15 protein-coding genes, 2 tRNA genes, 1 other RNA gene and 2 pseudogenes are annotated in these 16,328 nt (G+C 64.3%); 11 read left to right on the plus strand and 9 right to left on the minus strand.

From position 1 onward, the window contains the following. Positions 1 to 35: 35 nt before the first annotated feature. Positions 36 to 560 (minus strand): peptide-methionine (S)-S-oxide reductase MsrA, encoded by a 525-nt coding sequence (gene msrA, locus ACQCSW_RS09430; RefSeq protein ID WP_426990496.1) that lies wholly within the window; start codon positions 558 to 560, stop codon positions 36 to 38. Between the two features lie 99 nt (positions 561 to 659). Between msrA and ACQCSW_RS09435 the strand changes: the two genes are divergently transcribed. Both ACQCSW_RS09435 and ACQCSW_RS09440 read left to right on the plus strand, forming a co-directional pair. Beyond that, a complete protein-coding gene (locus ACQCSW_RS09435; protein WP_426990497.1) occupies positions 660 to 1,583 on the plus strand; it encodes a Nif3-like dinuclear metal center hexameric protein in 924 nt (307 codons plus the stop codon). A 127-nt stretch (positions 1,584 to 1,710) separates the two neighbouring features. Next, the gene (locus ACQCSW_RS09440) at positions 1,711 to 2,466 is read left to right on the plus strand and encodes a zinc ribbon domain-containing protein (protein ID WP_426990498.1); all 756 of its coding nucleotides are present in this window, start codon (positions 1,711 to 1,713) and stop codon (positions 2,464 to 2,466) included. A gap of 60 nt (positions 2,467 to 2,526) precedes the next feature. On the opposite strand, the gene ACQCSW_RS09445 is transcribed toward ACQCSW_RS09440, so the two are convergent. Beyond that, on the minus strand, positions 2,527 to 3,291 hold the full coding sequence (locus ACQCSW_RS09445) for a YaaA family protein (protein ID WP_426990499.1): 765 nt from the start codon (positions 3,289 to 3,291) through the stop codon (positions 2,527 to 2,529). A 56-nt stretch (positions 3,292 to 3,347) separates the two neighbouring features. Between ACQCSW_RS09445 and rnpB the strand changes: the two genes are divergently transcribed. The 4 genes from rnpB to ACQCSW_RS09465 all read left to right on the plus strand — a co-directional run bounded on the left by rnpB (position 3,348) and on the right by ACQCSW_RS09465 (position 6,687). Then, positions 3,348 to 3,734, plus strand: an RNA gene (gene rnpB / locus ACQCSW_RS09450) — RNase P RNA component class A. A 268-nt stretch (positions 3,735 to 4,002) separates the two neighbouring features. Next, a complete protein-coding gene (locus ACQCSW_RS09455; RefSeq protein WP_426990500.1) occupies positions 4,003 to 5,481 on the plus strand; it encodes a glyceraldehyde-3-phosphate dehydrogenase in 1,479 nt (492 codons plus the stop codon). Between the two features lie 79 nt (positions 5,482 to 5,560). Then, a complete protein-coding gene (locus ACQCSW_RS09460) occupies positions 5,561 to 5,764 on the plus strand; it encodes a hypothetical protein (RefSeq protein WP_426990502.1) in 204 nt (67 codons plus the stop codon). A 125-nt stretch (positions 5,765 to 5,889) separates the two neighbouring features. Continuing rightward, a complete protein-coding gene (locus ACQCSW_RS09465) occupies positions 5,890 to 6,687 on the plus strand; it encodes an HNH endonuclease family protein (protein WP_426990503.1) in 798 nt (265 codons plus the stop codon). A gap of 18 nt (positions 6,688 to 6,705) precedes the next feature. Here the strand turns inward: ACQCSW_RS09465 and def are convergent, their stop codons facing one another. The 3 genes from def to orn all read right to left on the minus strand — a co-directional run bounded on the left by def (position 6,706) and on the right by orn (position 8,228). Beyond that, the gene (gene def, locus ACQCSW_RS09470; protein WP_426990504.1) at positions 6,706 to 7,278 is read right to left on the minus strand and encodes a peptide deformylase; all 573 of its coding nucleotides are present in this window, start codon (positions 7,276 to 7,278) and stop codon (positions 6,706 to 6,708) included. Between the two features lie 116 nt (positions 7,279 to 7,394). Then, a tRNA-His gene (locus tag ACQCSW_RS09475) sits at positions 7,395 to 7,467 on the minus strand. Positions 7,468 to 7,595: 128 nt separating this feature from the next. Next, complete coding sequence (gene orn, locus ACQCSW_RS09480; RefSeq protein ID WP_354251630.1) at positions 7,596 to 8,228, minus strand: oligoribonuclease; 633 nt, start codon at positions 8,226 to 8,228, stop codon at positions 7,596 to 7,598. Between the two features lie 162 nt (positions 8,229 to 8,390). On the opposite strand from orn, the gene mptB reads away from it, so the two are divergent. After that, positions 8,391 to 9,947, plus strand: a complete 1,557-nt coding sequence (gene mptB / locus ACQCSW_RS09485) for a polyprenol phosphomannose-dependent alpha 1,6 mannosyltransferase MptB (RefSeq protein WP_426990506.1) — start codon at positions 8,391 to 8,393, stop codon at positions 9,945 to 9,947. Between the two features lie 15 nt (positions 9,948 to 9,962). On the opposite strand, the pseudogene ACQCSW_RS09490 reads toward mptB, so the two are convergent. After that, positions 9,963 to 10,448: pseudogene (locus tag ACQCSW_RS09490) on the minus strand (DNA alkylation repair protein); the annotation flags it as partial. A 249-nt stretch (positions 10,449 to 10,697) separates the two neighbouring features. On the opposite strand from ACQCSW_RS09490, the gene map reads away from it, so the two are divergent. Beyond that, entirely contained in the window at positions 10,698 to 11,465 is a 768-nt protein-coding gene (map, locus tag ACQCSW_RS09495; RefSeq protein WP_426990507.1) for a type I methionyl aminopeptidase, read from the plus strand. On the opposite strand, the gene ACQCSW_RS09500 is transcribed toward map, so the two are convergent. Both ACQCSW_RS09500 and ACQCSW_RS09505 read right to left on the minus strand, forming a co-directional pair. After that, on the minus strand, positions 11,452 to 11,721 hold the full coding sequence (locus tag ACQCSW_RS09500) for a hypothetical protein (RefSeq protein WP_426990508.1): 270 nt from the start codon (positions 11,719 to 11,721) through the stop codon (positions 11,452 to 11,454). The genes map and ACQCSW_RS09500 overlap by 14 nt on opposite strands. Positions 11,722 to 11,990: 269 nt before the next feature. Further along, on the minus strand, positions 11,991 to 13,079 hold the full coding sequence (locus ACQCSW_RS09505) for a LacI family DNA-binding transcriptional regulator (RefSeq protein ID WP_426990509.1): 1,089 nt from the start codon (positions 13,077 to 13,079) through the stop codon (positions 11,991 to 11,993). An 87-nt stretch (positions 13,080 to 13,166) separates the two neighbouring features. On the opposite strand from ACQCSW_RS09505, the pseudogene ACQCSW_RS09510 reads away from it, so the two are divergent. The 3 genes and pseudogenes from ACQCSW_RS09510 to ACQCSW_RS09520 all read left to right on the plus strand — a co-directional run. Beyond that, positions 13,167 to 13,863, plus strand: a pseudogene (locus ACQCSW_RS09510) (sugar phosphate isomerase/epimerase family protein); the annotation flags it as partial. 701 nt (positions 13,864 to 14,564) lie between these two features. Continuing rightward, positions 14,565 to 15,446: a hypothetical protein gene (locus ACQCSW_RS09515; protein ID WP_426990510.1), complete on the plus strand. Its 882-nt coding sequence runs from the start codon at positions 14,565 to 14,567 to the stop codon at positions 15,444 to 15,446. A 71-nt stretch (positions 15,447 to 15,517) separates the two neighbouring features. Then, the gene (locus ACQCSW_RS09520) at positions 15,518 to 15,799 is read left to right on the plus strand and encodes a hypothetical protein (RefSeq protein WP_426990658.1); all 282 of its coding nucleotides are present in this window, start codon (positions 15,518 to 15,520) and stop codon (positions 15,797 to 15,799) included. A 329-nt stretch (positions 15,800 to 16,128) separates the two neighbouring features. Here ACQCSW_RS09520 and ACQCSW_RS09525 read toward each other — a convergent pair. Then, positions 16,129 to 16,201: transfer RNA gene (locus ACQCSW_RS09525), tRNA-Arg, on the minus strand. Positions 16,202 to 16,328: the final 127 nt, after the last annotated feature.

The raw sequence follows: 16,328 nt of genomic DNA on the forward strand, positions 1-16,328 counted from the left end.
CTGAGGTCAGCCTAACGATGGCTGAGCGGCCGCTGCTAAGCATTAAGCCATGCAGAGTAATATTTCCTGGCCTTGGCGAGCTTGGGATTGATGATCACCTGGCAGTAACCCTGCTCGGGATACTTGGCGTAATAGTCCTGATGGACGTCCTCTGCGGCATGGAACCGTGGCAGCCGACTGACCTCGGTCACGATCGGGTGCGACCACAGCGCCTGGTTCCGTTCGATGGCTTCCTCGAACAGAATCTTCTCCTCGGTGGTCTCATAGAACATTGACGAGCGGTACTGCGTGCCCACGTCGTAGCCCTGGCGGTTGAGCGTGGTGGGATCGTGCAGCACGAAGAACATGTCCAGGATGACCTCGGCCGGGATGACGGCCTCGTCAAAAGTGACGGCCACTACCTCAGCGTGGCCCGTAGTCCCGCCGCAGACGGAGTAGTAGTCCGGCTGGGGGTCGTGGCCGCCTGTGTACCCGGAAATCACCGACGTGACACCCTTGGTTTTTTGGTAGACAGCGTCAAGGCACCAGAAGCAGCCCCCGCCAAGAACAAAAGTTTTCATGACCTCTTCAATGGTTGAGCGCGCCGGATGATTCCCTGACCACCTTACGAGACTGTGACACATGCCGGGCAAATGGCCGGATGGGGTAAAACTGGGGGTATGGAACCTGCAGACATCGGCGTCACACATGCGGACAAGCACGACGACGGCACGCATTTCGTCGAGGACGCCACAGCGGATGGTCCGGCTGCTCCCACACTGGGGCAGGTGCTGCTGGCGGCAGAGGAACTCTGGCCCGAGTCGCTGGCCGAAAACTGGGACGAAGTCGGGCTTGTGGCAGGGCACCCCTCGGCGCCCGTTACCAGGGTGATGTTCGCCGTTGATCCCACGCTTACGGTGATCGAGGAAGCCGTGGAATGGGGTGCCGAGCTCCTGATTACCCACCACCCGTTGCTCCTCAAAGGCGTCACGTCAGTGGCGGCCACCACCGCCAAAGGGCAGGCCATCCACCGTCTCATCGAGTCTGGAACCGCACTCCTGACCGTTCACACCAACGGTGATTCCGCCGTCGGGGGCGTTTCCGACGTCCTGGCTGATGCGTTGGGACTGGAAGGCGTTGCCCCGCTGACGGTCGCCGCGAACGGACTGCCCGAAGAAGGCATCGGACGCGTGGGGGACCTGGCGGACGTGATGAGCCTGGGCGATTTCGCTGCCCGGGTGTTCGGCATCCTGCCGTCGGTGGCCGGGGGAGTCCGCGTGTCAGGGGACAGGGACGGCCTGGTGCGGCGCATTGCGGTGTGCGGCGGCGCGGGGGATTCCCTGTTCAGCGAGGTGCGGGCCAACAACGCCGACGTCTATGTCACCGCCGACCTCCGGCACCATCCGGTGTCCGAAGCCCGCGAAGCGGCAGTGAACGGCCGCCCGTACCTGATTGACGTCTCGCACTTCGCCAGCGAATGGCTGTGGCTACCGGCCGCGGCGTCGGCACTGGGCAATGTGCTCGCCGATCAGGGCCACGACGTCGAGATCCAGGTAAGCACCACCAACAGCGATCCGTGGGACTTCATTCTGACCCCTGGCTAAGCCTGGCGTGCGAAGTCCCTCGCCGGTGGGGACGTAGCGAGGCAGGAGAGAACGCTAGGCGCTAGAGTCTATAGAGCGCCGATACGGTGCCCGGCTTCGGCCGGATTGGATTTAGCGGAGGTAAATAGTGGCCAAGGCAGCACCGGCGGAACAGTTGAAGTTGCTCGAACTGCAGGGGCTGGACGCAAAGCTCAGGTCCCTGTCCAACCGCCGCCGCGCCCTGGAAACCGATCCCAGGATCGAGGACCTGCAATCGGCACTGTCCGTCGCCAACGGTGAACTCGGCTCCGCCAAGATGGCCGTCCACGACGCCGAAGCCGAGCTGAAGCGCGCCGAGGCCGACGTCGAACAGGTCGCCTCCCGCATCGAACGCGACGAAGCCCGGCTCAACAGCGGAACCGGGCTGTCAAAGGACCTCGTGGCCCTGCAGAAGGACATCGCCTCCCTCAACAAGCGCCGCTCCGACCTTGAAGACGTGGAGCTGGAAGTCCTGGAACGCCTTGACTCGCTGCGTGAGCGTCAGGCTGCCCAGCAGCTCATCGTGGACAACGTCCAGGGCTCGTTCGGCGGCATCCGCGCCGAACTCGATGAAGCCCTGGCCGAAGTGGCCGCCGAAGCGACCGTTGTCCGCGGCAAGCGTGCCGAATTCGCTGAGGGACTCGACGCCGGGATGCTGGCTATCTACGAAAAGACGCTGGCAAAGCGGGGAGTAGGCGCCGCCCGGTTGTTCCACGGAACCTCTGAGGCCTCCGGAATGAAGTTGAGCCCCGGCGACCTGGCCGAGATCAAGGCCGCCGCCGCAGATGAAATTGTGTTCTGCCCGGATTCGGGAGCCATTCTGGTGCGCTCCGCCGAGTGGAACACGCCCGCCCCAAGTAACTAGCAGCCCATGTAGGTCGCAGCAGATGTCGTAATGGGCGCCCATGGCGACATTAAATGCGACTTAGTTGGGCAGGATGATGTTCAGGGCATGCGGTTTCCGCGCTGAACCATCCACCAGCTCCGCAGCCCATTTTTCGCGCGCGGCCTTCAGCAGCTGCACCGGGGTCTGCGAGGCGTTGCCGCGTCGGGCCAGCAGGTGCCGCGCCAGCTCGCCGCGGGTGTGCTTGGCGAAGTGGCTGACCACCTTGCGCACCCCGTTGACCTCCGTGAATACGTTGACGGCCACCGTCTGAGCCGGCGGCGGTGCCCACGCTGCGGCGTAGGTGCTGGAGCGGCAGTCCACGAGCAGATGCCCGGACACCGACTCCGCGAGGGCCGCCGAAAGCTGCGGTTTCCAGAACGAGGCGAGGCGGCCGACGTCGGGCAGTGCCGTTCCCATCGACAGCCGGTAGGCGGGCACCTGGTCGGCGAAGCGGATGGCACCCCACAGTGCCGAGATCACCAGCACCGAAACATCGGCCTTCCGGCGCTGCGCCGGCGTCAGGGTTTTGTAGCTGAGGGCGTCGTACAGAACGCCGGAGTAGATCTGGTGCGCAGGAGCCGCCGGTTCGGCGTGGAGCCGGGTGTTGCGTTCGACGTCGTCCTGCAGCGATGCGCCGACGCCCAGCAGCGCGAGGGCATCTTCATGTGCGCTGACCGTCCCCAGCGCTTCCAGGACCTTGGCCCGGTAGGTGTTGAGTTCGGGGAAGCTCAGTGACGGCCAGTCGACGGCGGACCCGCGGACCGCGGGGGTCTTGCCTTCGGAGGGGGGAAGCAGAATCAGCACCGTACGATCCTACCGGCGACGGCGGTGCCTCCTTCCGGCGGTAGACTGGCTCCGGATGGGTTGACCAGGCGGCCGCGCGTCACGCAAGTGGCTCGAGGAACGTCCGGGCTCCGCAGGGCAGGGTGGTGGGTAACGCCCACTCGGGGTAACCCGCAGGCCAGTGCCACAGAGAACAGACCGCCTGCGTCTTCCGGCAACGGAAGCTCAGCAGGTAAGGGTGAAACGGTGGTGTAAGAGACCACCAGCTTCCCGGGTGACCGGGAAGGCTAGGTAAACCCCACCCGGAGCAAGGCCAGACAGGACACGTTTGAGGGCTGCCCGCCCGAGTGTCCGGGTAGGCCGCTGGAGGGCGTCGGCAACGGCGTCCGTAGATGGATGGCCGCTACTCCCGCGCTGGTAACGGCACGGGAGCACAGAACCCGGCGTATCGGTCAACCCATCCACCACCCCCAGCCGGGCACCGACCCGCCCCGCATGTGAGTGATTTCACGCTGGTTGCGGCGGTCCGCGGTGTCGCTCCAGCCTAGAATAGAGAGCGAACGTAGAAGTTCTGCCGCCGGGTCTGCGTTCGCAGCCGGTGGTTTTTCTTTACGCTTCTCCACGGCACCCGGGATGGACCGCATCCTGCCGGTGCCAGAGCCCCTGGACAACATCAGGTGGCCGCCAACCGCGTACGACGACGTATGCGGCTGAACCGAGGAAGGTAGTTCTGTGAGCCAGACGTCAGATTCTTGTCTTGATACGTGGATGGGCCGGGAGGCTCTCGCCGAGGCCATGATTCCGGTGATTGGCCGGCTGTACCGCGAAAACAACGTGGTGACCAGCATTCACGGCCGCAGCCTGATCAACAAGTCCACCATGAACATCCTCAAGGCGCACCGTTTCGCCCGCCGCATGAGCAACACCGAGCTCCTGCTCGAAGAGACCGCACCGCTGCTGAACATCCTGGCTCAGCTGGAACTTGGTGCGGCGGCCATCGACGTCGCCCGCCTGGCAGAGAAGTTCAAGGCAGAAGGCGACGGCGCCACCCTGGAAGAGTTCCTCCGCGCCGAGCTTGCCGAGGTAGTCGGCAAGCGTGGCGGCGATGACCGCACCAGCACCGACGTCGTGCTGTACGGCTTTGGCCGGATCGGCCGCCTCCTGGCGCGCCTCCTCATCGAAAAGGCAGGCGGCGGCCACGGCCTGCGCCTGCGCGCCATCGTGGTGCGCCGCGGCTCGGACAAGGACCTCACCAAGCGCGCCAGCCTTCTGCGCCGCGATTCCGTCCACGGCTCCTTCGAGGGAACCATCCGTGTGGACGAAGACGCCAACACCATCACCGCGAACGGTGTCCAGGTTCAGGTCATCTACTCGGAGAACCCCGCCACGATCGACTACACCGCCTACGGCATCCACAACGCCCTGGTGGTGGACAACACGGGCCGCTGGCGCGACGCGGAGGGCCTGTCCCAGCACCTGCAGAGCAAGGGCGTTGCCCGCGTCCTCCTCACCGCACCGGGCAAGGGCGAACTCAAGAACATTGTGCACGGCATCAACCACGGCACCATCGAGGACACAGACCAGATCGTGTCCGCAGCCTCCTGCACCACCAACGCCATCACCCCGGTCCTGAAGGCCATCAACGACAAGTTCGGTGTGATCCACGGCCACGTGGAGACGGTCCACTCCTTCACCAACGACCAGAACCTGATCGACAACTTCCACAAGGGCGACCGCCGCGGCCGCTCCGCCGCGCTGAACATGGTGATCACCGAAACCGGCGCCGCCAAGGCCGTAGCGAAGGCCCTGCCCGAACTGCTGGGCAAGCTCACAGGCAGCTCCATCCGCGTCCCCACCCCTGACGTCTCCCTGGCCATCCTGAACCTGAGCCTGGAGAACGGAACCACCAAGGACGAGGTCAACAACTACCTCCGTGAGATGTCGCTTCACTCGGACCTGCGCAAGCAGATCGACTACATCGACTCACCCGAAGTTGTTTCCACGGACTTCGTTGGCTCCCGCCGTGCCGGCATCATTGATGGCCTGGCCACGATCTCCAACGACAAGAACCTGGTTCTTTACGTCTGGTACGACAACGAGTTCGGCTACAGCTGCCAGGTGGTCCGCGTCATGGAAGAGATGGCCGGCGTCAACCCGCCGTCCTTCCCCGCCAAGGAAGCCGCTGCTGCTTTGGCCGCAATCGCCGTCTAGGCCCGTCTGCCGGGCTGGCTGCCCGACATTCCCGGCTGATTCGCTGGAATCAGCCGGGAATCGGGACCACACTGGTGGCATGGATAACGAAACTCTCCACGAGACCACCCTTGAACACGCCCTCGACGTCGCCAAGGCCAACCACAAAGAAGCCATCAGGCTCCTGGAGCAGGCCCGCGCGTCCCGGGCTTCCGGTGACGTAGGCGAGGACCGAGTGCGCCAGCTCGAAGGGCTCCTCCAGGTTGCCGAAGAAGACCTGCGCCGCGTAGCCCGGGAGCAGTAGCCGGCCATAGCAGTAGGCGGATCACCCGGGCCACTCGTCCTCCCCATTGTGGATATCCGCCTGGGTGTCAGTGGGGTGGCCTAGGCTCTTCTGGTGCATTACATCTCCGGAAGAGCCGGTTGCCCATGACCGTCAGCTGGCGTGCCTACCGCCGTGCCCGCCGCCGCTCGAGGCAGGCCTGGGCTCTGCTGGCGGTGCTGGCCCTGTCTGCAGTGGGCTCTGCAGGGTGGTTTTTCACTGCGGGCCAGTTTGCAGCGGCAGAACCAGCAATCGCAGGTCCCAGCGAGGCGCCTGTTTTCGACGGTACCTGGATGAAGCCCGTGGTCCCGGTTCACGCTGTACCGCAGGGGAGTGCCCTGGCCACCCTCGAGGGGCTGCCCGTCAAGGGACGGGCTCCCAAGGACAACTACCAGCGGGAGGCCTTCGGGCAGGCCTGGCTGGACGTGGACCGGAACGGCTGCGACACCCGCAATGACATCCTCCGCAGGGACCTGACCGCCGTCGGCTTCACGGAGGGATCCAAATGCAGGGTAGCGTCAGGGGCCATCCAGGAGCCGTACACGGGGAAAGCCGTGGAGTTCCGGCGTGGCCCGGAAAGCAGCAAGGAAATCCAGATCGATCACGTCGTGGCGCTCGGTGACTCGTGGCAGAAGGGCGCACAGGGGCTGACCCCGCAGCAACGCCAGAGCCTGGCCAACGATCCGCTGAACCTCATCGCCGCGGACGGTCCCGCCAATCAGCAAAAGAGCGCTAGCGACGCTGCCACCTGGCTGCCGAAGAACAAGAACATCCGCTGCCATTACGTTGCCCGCCAGATCTCGGTGAAGGCGTCATATGGGCTGTGGGTCACGCAGCCGGAGAAGGATGCGATGAAGCGCGTCCTGGACTCCTGCCCGGACCAGCCAACCATCAGCGCCCGGTAATGCGTGGCCTGCGTCGGATCAGTGGCCGAACGGGTCCGGATCTACGCCAGGCATCCAGGTCAGCCCGGGCGCGCCCCAGCCGCTCTTCTTGGCTTGTTTCATGGCCTTCCGCGCATAGCGGTCCATGAGGCGGTTGACATAAAGTTTTCCGTCGAGGTGGTCGTATTCGTGCTGGATGACCCGGGCGAACCAGCCCGTCGCTTCGAATTCAACCGGCTGCCCATAGCCGTCAAATCCTTCCACCCGTGCCCACTCAGCACGCTTGAGCGGGTACGAGCCGCCCGGGAACGAGAGGCAGCCCTCTTCCTCTTCCTCGGGGTCTGGCAGTGCGCCAGAGATCTTGGACAGGGTCAGTACCGGGTTGACCAGGACTCCGGTGGAGGGTGCGCCGTCGTCATTGGCGTATTTGTAGATGAAGATTCTCTTGCCAACACCAACCTGCGGCGCCGCCAGGCCCACGCCGTTGGCAGCGTCGTTGGTTTCAAACATGTCCGCGATCAGGGTGCGCAGGTCGTCGTCGAAAACCTCCACCTCGGCGGCGCGGCGGTGCAGCACCGGTTCTCCCCAGACGGTGATTGGCAGAACTGTCATGTCAGGCGGCCCTTCGTGCGTGCGGCGTGGCGCCGGCGTTTCTGCAAAAAAATGGAGGCCGCACCGGATATCCGGTACGGCCTCCAAATGGACGGCTGTTACTGCCGCCCCATGAGGGTGAGCTACGGGGGTTGAACCCGCGACCTCCTGGACCACAACCAGGCGCTCTGCCAACTGAGCTAAGCCCACCATGTGCCCGCAGATTTACCGGTGATCCGGTGTTCTGGAAAGGCAACTCAAATAGCTTACCTGCTGTTAGAGGGTGCTTGTGCCGTTTTTGGGGTTTTTGCGGAAAATTCCACCAAACGTGGTGCAGATTACTTTTTCGGGGTACCTGCTGTGCCGGGCGTGGCAGTGATGCGCTGGGCGACTTCGCGGGCCGTGGCGCTGTCAGGGCCGGGAGCCGGAACAAAAACCGCCTCGCGGTAGTAGCGGAGCTCGTCGATGGAATCCTGGATGTCCCCCAGGGCGCGGTGGCCGCCCTTCTTGGCGGGGGACTGAAAGTAAGCCCGGGCGAACCAGCGGCGGGAGAGTTCCTTGATGGTGCTCACGTCGATCACACGGTAATGCAGGTGTTCCACAACGGCCGGCATGTCGCGGGAGAGGAAGACGCGGTCGGTCCCCACGGAGTTGCCGCCCAGCGGTGCCTTGCGCGGGTCCGGCACCCACTTTTCGATGTATTCCATCACGGCGGCTTCGGCCTCGGCCATGGTCTTGCCGTGCGGCAGTTCCTTGAGCAGCCCGGACCGGGTGTGCATGTCCCTGACGAAGTCGTTCATCTGGGCGAGGGCAGCATCCTCGGGCTTGATCACCACGTCCACACCGTCGCCGAGAATGTTGAGCTCTGAGTCCGTCACCAGCGCCGCCACCTCGATCAGGGCGTCGTTCTTGATGTCCAGGCCGGTCATTTCGCAGTCGATCCAGACGATGCGTTCGTTAGATATAGGCACCGGACCAGCCTACCGTTTAGCTCCGGCGCAACCGTCCGATGCTAGGATTTCGGGTACATGGGGGCGAGGATTTTGCCGCTGTGCTGTGCCTGCGCGGCCCGGGCGGCCACTGCCGCCCGCGGGGCCGAAGCGCCGAGTGTAAAGAGATTGGACGATCCTGAGATGACGGCGCCTGTGCCTGCAACGGGGGAGATGGCCGCCAGCGTGATCCCGGAGTCCGCTGCGGCAGAAGTGGATAACGCCAGGTCCCCCATCGTTGCCGGTCTTGTCGGCTCGGTCCTTATGGTGATCGGATCCCTCGGCGTCGGCTGGCTGGCTCCTGTTTCCGAACTCCGCCGGGTACCGATCTTTATCTGGATGCGCACGGAGGCCATCGGCGTTGCCCTGGCCATCGTGCTGGTTGCGGTGGGCGGCATGCTCCTGGTCCGCTCCTGGCTGAGGCTCGGCCAGCGGATCCGCGTGTGGGGGCCGGCGGCGCGAAAGGCAACGCTGCAGGCCATCGCAGCGTGGGGCCTTCCACTGATGTTCACCGTCCCGCTCTTCAGCCGTGACGTGTATGCCTACATTGGTCAGGGCAGGCTGATGGTGGAGGGATTCAACCCCTACGAGAACGGCATCTCGGCGCTGTCCAACTATTTCCAGCTCGGCGCCGACAAACAATGGACTGAAGCTCCCGTGCCGTACGGCCAGCTGTTCCTGTGGATTGAACAGTTTGTGGTCTGGTCCACCAACGTCCAGCCCGAGGCCAGCGTGATGCTTTTCAGACTGGTTGCGCTGATTGGTGTGGTCCTCTGCATCATCTATGTGCCCAAGCTGGCCGAGCTTCACGGCGTCAATCCGCACCGCGCCCTCTGGCTCACTGTGGCCAACCCCCTGTTCCTCACCAACTTCATCGCAAGTGTCCACAACGATGCCCTTATGATCGGGTTGGCCCTTGCCGGGCTGTACTACGCGGCCACCAGACGCGTGGTGCTGGGCATAGTCCTCGTCACCCTTTCCATCGCCGTCAAGCCCATCACCATCGTTTTCCTGCCGTTCATCGGCCTGATCTGGGCAGGCAAGAACGCTGGCTGGCCCCGGAAATTCCTGTTCTGGGGACTGACAGGAGGGCTGAGCCTGGCCATTCTGTATGGCCTGAGCCTGGTCAATGGTTTCGGCTTCGGCTGGATCAATGGGCTGTCCGCCCCTGGCAGCCTCTTCATCTGGTACGCGCCGGTGGGCCTGGTGGGGCTGGTGGTCGCTTCCGTTTCGAATGCCTTCGGCCTCGACGGGTGGACGCTCGCAGACTGGGTGTTCGACGCCGGCAAAATACTTGCCGTAGGCATCGTCGCCTTCCAGATCTTCAAGGGTGAGCATGAGCGGCTGATTCGCCGCCTCACCTTAGGCTTTGCGGCGGTGGTGGTGCTGGCGCCGATGATCCAGTCCTGGTACGTGGTATGGCTCATCCCGCTGTTTGCGGTGACAGGCATCCGCAATGACTGGCAGGTCAAGGCTTTGTATTTCATCGTGTCGTTCTTCATGATCTACGCCATTTCTGACCAGTTGGAAGTATTTCCCTACCTCCAGACCGAGGACCTGGGACTTGCCCTGGTACTGGCCCGCTTCGCGGCGGCGATTACCGGCCTGCTTTTTGCCCTGTACCTGATCTTCATGGATCCAAGCACCAAACGTCTTTTCCGCAAGTCGGCCGAGCCGGTGACCGAACGCCCCGTTATCTAGTCTCCGCAGGCGCGGTTATCCGGCGCCGATGATTCCCGCCGTCGTGCCCTGTTCCAGATGCCGCGAGGCTTCCTTCCGGGACAGTGGACTCAACTGTGTGCCCTTTTCCACCACGAAATTGCGCACCCAATCCGGGTCGGTCTTGGCGTATTCACGAAGCGCCCAGCCAATGGCCTTCCGGATGAAAAACTCCGGGTCCGCCAGGTTCGGCTCGATCACTGCCCGCAGCAGGTCCTGATCCGTGCGGGCTTTGGCCTTCAACTGCGAGGTGATGGCCGACCGCCTGATCCAGAGGTCCTGGTCTGTACTCCAGGCCAGCAGCAATTCGGTCATCATGGGCCGGTGGGCCTGAAGAAGCCCGAAGATACGATGCGATACCCCGTCCACGAAGTCCCACCACGTGCCGGTGCGGATGATCTCCTCATAGACAGGGAGCATCAGCTGGTCATGGGCCACCACTCGGAGGCTCGTCAGGTCAATGACCGCATAGCGTTCCTCGCGCACCGTGGAGCGCGCGGACGGTGTCCAACAGCTCGCGGTTCGGATTCCCCGTGGACGGAGCTTCCGCGTCGGAAGGTTCCTTGTCCAGCGATTCCTCGTTCGGCGATAATCCGTCCATGGTGCAACTTTAGCGAGGCGCCGGCGACCTGAATGCCGGCCGGTCCATCCTCAGCGGGACGGCCCTAGAGTGGGACCAGACAAACTGCACGTTCCGTTGGACCGTGCCACCCGACGTCGGAGGTTCCCTGCATGTCCATGATCAAGACTCCCGAGCAGATTGCCCTCATGCGCGAAGCCGGGCGGGTGGTGGCCAATACGCTGGCGGCGGTGCGTGAGGCGGCCGGAGTGGGCGTCACCCTGCGTGACCTCGATGCGCTGGCCGCCGAGACGATTGCCACGGCAGGAGCCACACCGGCCTTCCTGGACTACCACCCGCGCTGGGCCTCAGTTCCGTTTCCCGGAGTGATCTGTACCAGCGTGAATGACGCTGTGGTCCACGGGATCCCCGACGGATACAAACTCCAGCACGGTGACCTGCTCAGCGTGGACTGCGGGGCATTCCTGGAGGGCTGGTGCGGCGATGCGGCCATAAGTTTCATCGTGGGAACACCCGATCCTGTGGACCAGGCCCTCATTGATGCCACGGAGGCCGCCTTGGCACGCGGGATCGAGGCAGCCCGGATCGGCAACAAAATGGGCGATCTTGCCTACGCGATCGGCGGCGCAGCGCGGCGGGCGGGCTACGGTCTGCTGGCTGACCACGGCGGCCACGGGATCGGCCGCACCATGCATGCCGAACCGCCGGTGCCCAACGACGGCAGGCCGGGACGCGGTATCAAGCTCACCGAGGGGCTGGTCATCGCCATCGAGCCCATGCTGATCCTGGGCCGCAAGGACGACTACTACCACGACGACGACGAATGGACGCTGCGCTCCGCCAACGGACGCCGGGCTGCCCACAGCGAACACACGGTGGCCATCACTGCCGATGGCCCGCTGATCCTTACGCTCCCTTAGGTCCGGTTAGGCTCAGGCGCACCACGACCCGCCCCGGGACGGCACTGCTGACCACTGTGAACCCGGCGCGCAGGAAAAGGTTCAGCGTGCCGTGGTAGAGGTCTGCGGGTCCCGCTTTGGGCCGCTGTGCGCGGTCCACCGGGTAGCCTTCCACAACGTCTGCACCATTGAGCCGGGCATGCTCGACGGCGGCGCGCAGCAGGGCGTCGGCCACGTCGCTCCGGCGGTGGCCGGCGGCGACCACAAAGCAGGTCACTGACCACACCCCGCCGGGCGCGTCGGGTGGTGCTGGTGCGGAATCGGGCCCTCCTGATGGTTCCGCCAGTCGGAGGACCCGGGAGCGAAGCACACTTGGGTAGCAGGTCCGGGGGCTCCAGCGCGGAGTACTCCGGACCGGTGAGGGCAAAGAACCGGCACGAGCAGCGGGACGGTTCCCCGGGGCGGCTGAACAACCGCTCGACGTCGTTCCACTGCGCCGCGGCTGTCGTCAGGCCGGGCACGGGGCTGGCCCATCAACCATACTGGTCAGGCCACCGACTCGGCGCTGCTCGGTTGTGCCACTTCTGTGCTGCGCCGGAGTATGGCGTGGCCGGTTATCGGGGACGATCCGGCACCGTCGGACGGCAGGCCCGCTGCGCTGCGTGCGGCCTGCCGTCCGATCTCCTCCAGGGGAAGGTGCACTGTGGAGAGGGCCGGTCGGAAATCGCGCAGGGTCTCAATATCGTCGAAACCGGCAACGGCGGCGTCGCGCGGGATCCGCAGTCCCTGGGAGCGCAGCGCGGCGGCGGCCCCGATTGCCATGACATCGTTGACGGCAAAGATGCAGAGCCTTTTTGTCTCGCTCCCGGGTTGGGATGCTGTGATCCGTGCAGCCAGGGCAAGGCCGGCCTCGAAGCCGCCGGCACGGTTGAAGTCCGTGCGGATGACGTCCGCGGCAGTCACGCCTGCGCTGGCAAGGCCGCGCTGGAACCCACGGATCCGGTCGTCGGACGTGAACAGCCCTTCCGGGCCGCCGACGATGACGAAGTCTTCTTCCCGCGACGCGGCCAGCCCAGTCGCGAGCTGCGCGGCCAGCTCCTCATTGGGCACACTCACCACGTGGTAGCCGTCCGCTGCCGTGGCGCCCACAATCCCATGGCCGATCACGCCCACGTGGCCGCCGTTGCGGCAGTAGCGGTCCAGTTCCGCAGCGAGTTCGGTGTTGCCCTCCCGGTCCTCGGCGCGGGATGTCCGCGATCCTGCGATCACAATGGAATCGGCGCGGCGCGCGGCGAATGCAGCCACGGCTTCCTTTTCACTCTCAGGAGCGTCCTCGGTGGTGGCCAGCAGCACCATCTTGTGCTGTTCCCTCGCGGCTTCCTGGACGCCGCGGGCAATGGCTGCAAAGTACGGATCGGCGATGTCGTGCACGATCAGCCCGATCAGCCCGGAGCTGGACTTGGCCAGCCCCTGTGCCTGGGCGTTGGGAATGTAGCCGAGGGATTCGGCAGCCTGGCGCACCCGGTCCGCAATATCCTTGCCGGGTATCCGGGCGGAGCCGTTCAGCACGCGGGAGGCGGTGGCCGGCGAAACGCCCGCCAGCCGGGCCACCTCGGTGAGGGTACTTGCAGCCACAGCTTCTCCTGTTCGTACAGACTTACAGCGCTGAGGGCGCCGACTTCAGTATGGCAGTTTGGAGATACCCAGGGAAAGCGCTTGCCAGCCGCCAAGCTGATCAAGGATGCCGGCCTCCGGGTCTCCTCCCTGTGCCGCGGCGGGTTCCTGACAGCGGACGACGCCGACGGCCAGGCCGCCGCCCTGGCCGGCAACCGCGCGGCGATCCTCGAAGCCGTGGCGCTGGACACCAGGGAACTCTTCTTGGTGGTCGGCGGTCTGGCGCCGGGGGAGAAGGACGTGGTGGCTGCCCGCCAGCGCGTTGCTGACCGCCTCGCGGACCTGGCCCCGTTCGCCGTCGAGAACGGCATCCGGCTGGTGCTGGAGCCACTGCACCCCATGTACGCAGCGGACCGCGCAGTTTATCTCCACCCTGGGCCAGGCCCTGGATCTTGCAACCCCGTTTGATGCGCAGGCTGTGGGCGTCGCCGTCGACACCTTCCACGTCTGGTGGGACCCGGAACTGAAGGCGCAGATCGAAAGTGCCGGCCGCGAAGACCGGATCGCCTCCTATCAGGTGTGCGACTTCAACATGCCCATCGCGGCTGATCCGCTGCTGTCCCGGGGTTTTATGGGCGACGGCGTCATCGACTTCGCCACGATCAGCACCTGGGTCAGGGACGCCGGGTATACCGGCGACGTCGAGGTTGAAATCTTCAATCAGGAGATCTGGGACGCCGACGGCGACGCTGTCGTGGAGACCGTCAAGGAACCCTACGCGGAACTCGTGTTGCCGTACGCCTGAGACTGATTCAGGGCGCTGGGCTCCTGCTGGCGCCACGGCAGGCTTTCAACATGGCCTCCGTGGCGCTCGGTGGTCCTCCTACCATCCTCGAGTAGTACCGGTACCGGTACCGCCGAAGTCAGGATCAGTCTGTGGGTTCGCGGACAGGGGCGCGTTCTTCATCTGAGGAGCGGCTTCTGGAAGGCGAATCCACTCAGATATGGAGGCCATGGGGGAACACTCAGCGGGTTATCCCCTACGCCGCGCTGTCACGCCGGGCCCCCACTGAGGTTCAGAAGTTGCTGACGTTGACGCTCGCGCTGTCTTTCGGGTTGCTGTGTACGTCGGTGGAGTTGTTCGTGGCAGAAACAACCCTGCTGCGCTCCACTCTCGTTATCAGTGTCGTGTAGGTGTTCGCGTGGTACGTGCTGTGGGCGACTCGGACCACGAAGTACCGGACTGGTACCCGCACCGCGAACGGGACCCCGTGCGCCGACCAGAACCGTGATGTCCTGTGATCGTCCCGGGGTTGTTCTACACTTGAAAGTAGACATACCGGGCGTACCCCCAATTTGCCCGAAGTAGTACACACCCCCCACGAAGGGAGGCGCGCGCCCATGCGCCGCAATCGTGTTATCGCTGGAACGTCCGCTTTCCTCCTAGGCGTCACTGGCCTTTGGGCCGCGTCCCTCGCTATCGGCGGTGGGAACACTGCTGAGGGAGTGCCGCAACCTGTTCGGATCGCTGCTGTCGGTGACATGAACGGCGTCAAGACCTTTGAGCCTGACAGCCCGTCCGGTAAGAACGGTGCGGCGATCACCCGGCTCGTGCAGAACAACGAGATTGACGCGTTCCTAGGGCTCGGGGACTTCCAGTACGACACCCCGAGCTGCGCCGACTACGTGAACTACTGGACGCCGCTGTGGGGTGGCACGAAGCCCAAGTTGTACTGGGTGTCCGCCCCCAACCACGACTGGCAACCCGGCCGCAACGAAGACCTCGACAACTTCATGAATGGAGAATGCCCGGGGTCTCCGGAGAAGGCTGCGATCAACCAGCAGCGTGGGTTCATCGGGAATGGGGAACCGTACTCGAAGGACTTCGGGAACTGGCACTTCGCGTTCCTGTCGTCCGCGCACTGGCGGTACAACCCCGTGCAGGCCCGGGAATTGACGACGTGGCTGGACAACGACCTCGCTGCTGCTGAGGCGGCGGGCAAGCACCTGGCAGTCGTTTACCACGAACCGTACTTCACGTCGAACACGGACGAACATAGGCGGGCCGCTGACCACAAGCCATGGATCGACGTGATGTGGAAGCACCGGGTCCGCCTGACCCTGTCAGGGTCACAACACAACTACGAACGGTCATGTCCGGTGAACAACGCTGACCGGTGCGTCAGTGACGGGATGACAGCGTTCCAGGTTTCCACGGGAGGTATCGGTCTCCGCCCCTTCACTAACAGTCCGTCGTACATCGTGAAGCGGTTCAGCAACACTCACGGGTTCCTTCGGATGACACTCCGAGACAACGGGTCTTTCGACTGGAACTTCGTTCCAACGTCGGGGTCGGGCACGGACGCAGGTACGCGTTCCGCACCGTAGTAAAAGCCACCGCCAAGCCCTCCCAGAAACAGGGGCACCATCAAAGTTGGGCCAAGGAGGTCGCCGAAGGCATCATCGGGCGCCCAACGACATCGGCAAGTTCTACACCAAGCTCCTCTGGGCCGGCGCCTCGGCCGCTCGGGCGTGTCCACCAGGCCCTCGCCGCGATCGACAACGCCCTGTACGACCTCAAGGCCAAGCGCGCCGGACTCCCCCCTGGCCAAACTCCTGGGCTCCTACCGCGACTCCGTCCAGACAGGCCACGTCCCGCTCCACGACGATCATCTGCCCGCTGTGCAGCGCGGACACGGGCGGCCACATCTTCATTCCATAACCACGACCGCGGGCCGTGAAGCGTTCAAAACACCGCGGGGTCGGCGCGCTACGCCCTGACGCACGACAAGTTCGACATTCTTTGGTGGAAACCTGCTCGCAGGTGGAAAGCACGCTCGCTGGCAGAAGGATGAGCAAGGACTTGCCCGTGCCGCTGTGGATAATTACCGATTCAAGCAAAAGCATGCCCTGCGTGCGAGAGAAAAAGCGATCAAAGCACTGCATCAAGCGGAACTTTCGGCCAACGGCGGGGACCAAAGCGGTGGGTAAGCGGTGGATTGCCTGAGCTTGCCAAAACAACAAAGCGGCTCTGATCCGCGTTTTCGCGGGTCAGAGCCGCTTCAACTTGTGCCCCAGGAGGGAATCGAACCCCCGACCGGCGGATTAGAAGGCCGCTGCTCTATCCCCTGAGCTACTGGGGCACGTGGCGCCACGACCAGAAATCCGGCGCATAAAAAGTCTACATTGCCCCGACGTGCAGCCGCGTCAGCGTAGCCCGCTACTGGATCTTGTCCTCAACAAGGCGGTTTCAGGCAGGGTTATGCACAT

This window comes from Pseudarthrobacter sp. Y6 (assembly GCF_050156205.1).
Taxonomy (GTDB): Bacteria; Actinomycetota; Actinomycetes; order Actinomycetales; family Micrococcaceae; genus Arthrobacter.